The sequence below is a fragment of the Candidatus Desulfolinea nitratireducens genome (genome assembly GCF_982879505.1).
Genome location: NZ_CEYOSI010000096.1, coordinates 5,844 through 12,221, shown reverse-complemented (window position 1 = coordinate 12,221; position 6,378 = coordinate 5,844). Strand labels below are relative to the sequence as shown.

General features: G+C 50.0%; 6 protein-coding genes. All 6 read right to left on the bottom strand.

Annotated elements, in window-relative coordinates; genetic code table 11:
• Positions 1-688, bottom strand: a 688-nt coding sequence (locus AC3DOM_RS09880; protein WP_487918879.1) for a glycosyltransferase family 39 protein, incomplete at its 3' end; no start/stop codon positions are given.
• Positions 685-1,746 (bottom strand): bifunctional phosphoglucose/phosphomannose isomerase, encoded by a 1,062-nt coding sequence (locus AC3DOM_RS09875; RefSeq protein WP_487918878.1) that lies wholly within the window; start codon positions 1,744-1,746, stop codon positions 685-687. The genes AC3DOM_RS09880 and AC3DOM_RS09875, both read right to left, overlap by 4 nt.
• Positions 1,747-1,776: 30 nt before the next feature.
• Positions 1,777-2,778 carry a DNA polymerase III subunit gene (locus AC3DOM_RS09870; protein WP_487918877.1) on the bottom strand — a complete coding sequence of 334 codons (1,002 nt, stop codon included), beginning with the start codon at positions 2,776-2,778 and terminating at the stop codon, positions 1,777-1,779.
• Positions 2,779-2,872: 94 nt separating this feature from the next.
• The gene (gene rsgA, locus AC3DOM_RS09865; RefSeq protein WP_487918876.1) at positions 2,873-3,835 is read right to left on the bottom strand and encodes a ribosome small subunit-dependent GTPase A; all 963 of its coding nucleotides are present in this window, start codon (positions 3,833-3,835) and stop codon (positions 2,873-2,875) included.
• 5 nt (positions 3,836-3,840) lie between these two features.
• The gene (locus AC3DOM_RS09860; RefSeq protein WP_487918875.1) at positions 3,841-6,111 is read right to left on the bottom strand and encodes a penicillin-binding transpeptidase domain-containing protein; all 2,271 of its coding nucleotides are present in this window, start codon (positions 6,109-6,111) and stop codon (positions 3,841-3,843) included.
• Positions 6,112-6,115: 4 nt separating this feature from the next.
• Positions 6,116-6,378: Maf family protein (locus tag AC3DOM_RS09855; protein WP_487918874.1), on the bottom strand; the 263-nt coding region annotated here is incomplete at its 5' end.

Here is a 6,378-nt window from a genome sequence, read left to right as displayed (position 1 = left end):
GGCTTGCACTAATACCAGAAAGAGAAAGATTAATAATTGCATAAGAAAGAGCCTTTTTGTCACGCTGCTTCAAGTAATGTAACGCAAGGACAATGCCTACAGCTGCTACAGTAAAGACCACGGAATGAGAAAACCATAAAATCATGATATTAGTAAAAGTAAAGAATATAATTTCGCGACTTGAGAAGGACTTCATAAGTTGGCTACTGAGCAAAACAAGGAGAAACAAAGAGGCAGCCACATCCCCCATATACTGTTTTGTTTCAGCAGAATAATAGATCAGAGTAGAGCTACTTGCAAATAAAGCAACAGAAAATATGGTCCCTGCCTTATTCAAATAACGTTTGGCCAGGATCGCAATCAAAAATAATGATGCACAACTTGTTAAAAGAGAATAAAGCCTGAAAGCATATTCGGAATCCCCAAAAAATAAGGTAGTGGTCTTCACAAAAAAAAGAAAACCGATCGGCGCGCCCTGCTGATAAGGTAAGGGTTGCTGGGTCAACTCCCAGAAAGATAGTTGGATGATATCCAAGGCTATCATGGCTTCGTCCAACCAAAGAGAGCGACCAGCGAGATAATGCCTGGCTCTAAATAAAATCCCCAAAGCTATAACAGCCATCAAGGCGAGGACAAAGAATTTCTCCGCTTTTTCTTTTTGCAAAAAAGAAGAAATCACATTTCTCATTCTACCCCTTTAAGCCTTTCCTTAAGTGAGATCAAGGCGTCCACTGGCGTCGGGTCTACTCCATAGCTCATCGCCAGGTAATAAGCCAGATAATCTCCAAAATGTAGCGCCGTCCAGATCTGCGAAAGCGGCGTTTTTCCCTTTGCATCATAGGCATCGGTGCTCAATCCCTCGAGCATAAAGGCCTTGCGAGTTATATTTGAGCGTAAGCGATTGCGGCGATGATCCGAAGCCGCGCGCAGAAAAAGATTATGCGTGTGAAGCATGACATCTTCAGGGTGGTGGTTTCCGGCCAGGGTATTATGATCCGCTTCAGGCAAAAGTGAAAAATTGGAACCTGCCTTGGCAATCTCGTTGATCTGGCCTGTCCAGCGGCGGGCAACTGGCGCAAGATAATTTGATCCAAAAACCGTGACCCAGCGTCCGACCGATTGCCCGGCATAGCGTTTGGCTGGATTTTTATGCACAGGAACATCTGCACGCAGCGCCTCCTGCTGAGATTTCAACTCTGCTACCGTTTCAGCGACATCAACCTGATCCGAGGGGATGAAGCCAGCCCGCACAAAGAGCGCGAGCAGCATCCCAAAGGAGAAGCCGACCGCAGCGCGGGGCTGTCCTCTATGTTCAAACTCCCAGAGAGGGATATCAGCAGATGCAGCCTTTTTGGCCAGTTTGCCGCCTGTGCTGAGAGCAATAAGCGTGCAATTCGCATTCAGGGCTGCCTCGAAGGCCGTCAGCGTTTCTTCGGTATTGCCCGAATGGGAGCAGGCGATAAAAAGGGTTTCGGGACCACTGGCGAAGGCTGGCAAGTCGTAGTCACGGTGGACGATGATGGGCACTGAGCAAATTGGGGAGGCGTATGAAGCGAGAAGGTCGGCACCGATTGCAGACCCGCCCATCCCGGCAATGATGATCTGTCGAATATTGGAGAGATTCGGTAAATCCTGTGTTTGACCCAAACGCCAGGCTGTGGCAAGTTGATCTGGAAGCCCGTCGATCTCGGCAAGCATATTTTGGGGATCAAGTTTTGCAAAATCCTGGTGATTATTTAGAAGCATAATTTGTCTATTCGTTGAAGGGGTGCTATTTTATTGTGATCTCGGCCAATCCAGCAAAAGATTTTCTATAAGTAAGCGCGCATTGACGTTCCGCTTGAGTTGACCAATCCCGTTTTCTACCGCGTTAAGGAGTTTTTTTGCCTCGGAAAGATTCAGTTTTTTGGCAAGGTTTTCGATCACTGCGCGGCGATCAAGATTGGCAATCGTATCTTCTTCGCCTGCGACTCGGAGCATCACATCCCGCCAGAGGGAGAGCCACAAGATGAGTGTTTCGCGAATACTATCTTTTTCTTTGGCGAGTTTCTCGGCATAAGAAAAGCGTTCCACACGGGAGGCTGCGAGAAGATTTTCGAGATCATCCAGTTTCTCATTCCGAAATTCAAGAGCAGATTCATCCTCCAGCAGGCGGAGGGCGTAGCCCGGTCTGCCCGCTGAAAGGGAGGCGATCAACTGCGCTTTGACATCATCAGCGCCTTTTTCGCGGAGAAATTCTTCGACCTGGAGTGTGGGCAATGAACGAAGACGGATCACTTCACAGCGTGAGACGATCGTGGGTAATAATTGCTCGGCGTTATCCGCTGTGAGAAGCAAAATGACCTTGCTGGGGGCTTCTTCGAGTGTTTTCAGAAGGGCATTTGCCGCGCTGGGATTTGCTTCCTGAAATCGATGTAATAATACGATCCGATATTTGGCCTGATAAGGAGAAAGCAAAACGCCTTTAAGCAACTCGCGAATTTGCTCCACTTTGAGGGTGCCGCCCTCCTGATCTGCCTGGATGATGTGCAGGTCGGGATGCTGCATCGCGGCGATTTGACGGCAATCTCTGCACTCGCTTTGCTCGCCGCAAAACTCTCCAGGCAAGGGGGGTTGAGGGCAATTTAGAGAACGCGCAAATGCCAGGGCCAGAGATCTGCGTCCCAACCCGGGCGGGCCGGTAAAAAGATAGGCATGCCGCTGTGTTTGATTGGCGACATGCTGGCGGAGCATATCCACCGCCCATTCATGTCCGAGAAGATTCCAGTTATTAGCCATGGGTATCCAGCTTTCAGTCCCTGAGCAGAGATGCAGCGAAGCGTAGTCGCCTGTATTTGAAGAGTGAAGAGCGGTTTCTCAGGAGCTGTCAGTATTATCGTTCATTCTCAAGCCCATCCCGCATTCGCTCAAAGGAATTGAATCGTTCGCGATGTAATTCGCCGCTTTTGAGCGCTTCGAGAACGGCGCAACCCGGTTCGTGTACATGGGTGCAGTCACTAAAACGGCAACGGGCAACGAGCGGAGCGATATCGGGGAAATAGCCATCAAGCTCTTCTGGCTCGGTATCCCAAAGAGCGAGGGATTTCCAACCAGGTGTATCGGCAACATAGCCGCCATTTTCAAGCGGTAGGAGTTGACGGAAATTAGTCGTGTGTGTCCCTCGATTGAGGGCCGCGCTTATTTCGCTTACGGCGAGTCCCAAACCAGGTTGCATCGTATTCATCAGGCTTGATTTTCCCACCCCAGAAGGCCCGGCCAGTGCAGAGAGTTTCCCCTGCAATACTTGTCGCAATTCCTCAACACCGATATTTTTCTCAGCCGAAGTATAGATGACCGGATAGCCAATTTTCTGATAATGCCCAAAAATCTCCCGGGCTTTTTCCTGCCCAACCAGATCAACCTTGTTGGCAACGATAATTGCAGGGATTTCCTGCTGTTCTGCGATGACAAGAAAACGGTCGAGCATACGCAAATGCGGGTCGGGACTGGCACAGGCAAAAACAAACAGGGCCTGGTCCGGGTTGGCAAGCAAAACCTGCCTATAGACGCCGCGAGGGCGAGGATCCATGCGGACGATGGCGCGATCACGGGGAAGGACCTCTTCGATCATACCCGTACCTTCCGGGAGAATGCTGATCTGAACCTTATCTCCAACGGCAATGAGATCCCCTTTACGACCTCCCTGTTTTAGACGTCCCCGCAACTGACATGAGATTGTCTCCTCTTTCCGCTCTCCCCCTGCCCCCTTCGAGGATGCTCCGCCAGGGTCGAGATTAACATCAAAGAAGCCCGATTGTGATTTTATAACCAGTCCCCGAAAGAATTTCTCGCTCATCACGGTTACGGTGTATCCGTTGGGATGCCGCCAATTGGAGTCGGCGTTTTGGTTACATTAAATTTGGTTTCAAACCAATACGTTGTCTGGGGGCTGCCATAATAATAAGATTCTGCGATCCGCCTGAAAACAGGTGCTGCATAATCTGAGCCTTCGCCAACATTTTCAAGAACAACCGCGATGGCAATATCCGGGAGTCCGGTATCTGCTTCAGCCAATGTATAGCCAGCAAACCAGGCGTGGGGAACGCCATCTGTTTCAGCGGTGCCGGTTTTTGCAGCAGTTTTAATGCGGTAGCCGCGCAAACGAAAATTTGCTGTGCCGCGTGGATTTTCGATGACACTGATCATCGCGTCTTGCAAGGTTTGTAAATACTCTGGTGAAAGAGGCAATGTGCTCCGGGCTTCAGGCTTGAAAACAGAGGTTGGAGCGCCACTAATGGGCTGAATTTTCTCGATCATTTGAGGACGATAAAGCGTGCCACCATTCCCGAGGGCTGCCATAAAACTGGCAACCTGCAAGGGAGTCACAAGGGTTGTCCCCTGCCCAATGGCATGGTTCACAGCCTGGATCGCGTCGGTTGGGTCTTCGATCATGCCCTGGGCCTCAGCCGCCTGTCCCAAACCGGTGGCCTGCCCAAGGCCAAAAGAGCGGGCCATATTCGAGATATCCGTCGTTCGTTGGGAGCTATATAAATCCAATCCGATATGCCAGTAGTAGGGATTGCAGGAGACCATCAGGCTTTCAGAGAGAGTCACCTCACCGCTGGGTTTGGTGTAGCAGGTATTCAAGTCTAGCGCATTTTCGGGGTCGAGCGCATATGAGGTCCGAATCTCATCCTGGCAATGTTCGTAAGTCCAGTCATCCAAAACGCGATCGTTTAATTCAACAAAATGATAGCCGCATTCATAAGGGGTTTCGGAGGTATATAAGCCACTGGAGAGAGCCGAAGACAGGGTGATCACTTTAAAAACGGAACCCAGCGGATATTGTCCCTGGGTGGCTCGGTTGACCAGAGGCTGGTTGAAATTATTGAGTAAGGCTGGCAAAGCCTGATTATTAACGTTGGTTGGTTCAAAGAGATTCGGGTCAAAACCTGGGGAGGAAGCCATCGCCAGGACGCGCCCGGTATCTTTTTCCAGCACAACTGCCGCACCAGTAAAACCCTTGATTGCATTCTGTGTGTAGAGTTGCAAGTCTTTATCGAGGGTGAGATATAAAGAAGAAGCCGGACCGGGATCGCTCTGTGCAAGGCGGGTAATAATTTGCCCCTCTGGACTGACAACATAAAGAGAACCGCCATGTTTGCCCGAAAGATATTCTTCGCCCCATTTTTCGAGTCCTGCATAACCGACTTTTTCACTTCCGCCATAACCGCGGCGTTGGTATTCTTCCAATTCCTCTGCCGGGATGGAAATTACATAACCCACAGCCTGCGGCCCGACACCGCCATCAAAATAATAACGCGCCTGATAAGGCGTTGCAAAAAGACCGCCGAAGTTCATCCGCAAAATACGCGCAGCTTCATCTGCTGTCACTTCCCCCACGGGAATATACCAATCTGCCCCCGCGTTGGCATAGCTGGCAGCGATCTCTTCGGGATTGGTTCCCGTTAGCTGGCTTAGCTCGTAGAGCAGCGTACCTTCAGAGTTAAAATCAATTTGACCCGGCACAATTCCCAATGCAACCGCATCTGCCTGCGTAACAATGGCATCTCCGTCACGGTCGTAGATATCGCCGCGAGAGGGAATTTGATAGTCCATCGCCAATTTATTTCCACCGACCAACTCAGGCAGGATCAGACCCTCATCCCACTGCACAAACCATTGTCCATCTTCAAGAGTCAGGGGTGCTGTCATCTCTCGCGTCAGATCCCCGGCGAGAACGGTCTTATAGGTCACACGGAAGGCAACTTGCGCCGAATTCGGGTTCGTGAGCGCAGAGAGAATTTCTGCTTCGATTTCGGTCAGGCTCATCGAATTCAAGGCATCTTTATAGCGGGTTGTAAAATCTTCCTGCGAGATCGAATCCTTGCTGAGTTTGCTGAGCATGCTATACATGGTGGCATAGCTTTCCACCTTATACGCTTCAATAAAAATAGTCATTGCCGCTCGTGCATCAGGCGCAGAAACAATTGTCACTGAAGGATCTGGCAAGGTTGCAGCCGGCTCATCCGTACTGCCAAAGGAGGGAAGCGAAATCGACCCGGAAGTACAGGAGGTTAATATCAACAAGGCTGCGAAAAGGTTTAACAAAAGACAGGTTTTTCTTTTCATTGTTTTATCCAAGATTTTCGCCGCGTAAAACCGCGGACGAGATTGTACAATCATAATTTAAAGAAGACTGGCAATGCTGAGGCATATCTGCCGAAACAGAAACTCCGGCTTTTTCAAGCGTCCTCGCAGTATGGCAGATCGGCAGCCCCATCACACTGGCAAAACAACCTGAAAAACTTTCAACCGGGTGAAATCCAGCATGCTGGATGGCATATCCGCCTGCCTTATCCAATGGATCACCGCTCTGGATGTAAGTATCCATCTCCG

Coding starts and splice junctions, on each gene's coding strand:
- AC3DOM_RS09875 (WP_487918878.1), bottom strand. CDS start 1,746: ATGCTTCTAAATAATCACCAGGATTTTGCAAAACTTGATCCCCAAAAT.
- AC3DOM_RS09870 (WP_487918877.1), bottom strand. CDS start 2,778: ATGGCTAATAACTGGAATCTTCTCGGACATGAATGGGCGGTGGATATG.
- rsgA (WP_487918876.1), bottom strand. CDS start 3,835: ATGAGCGAGAAATTCTTTCGGGGACTGGTTATAAAATCACAATCGGGC.
- AC3DOM_RS09860 (WP_487918875.1), bottom strand. CDS start 6,111: ATGAAAAGAAAAACCTGTCTTTTGTTAAACCTTTTCGCAGCCTTGTTG.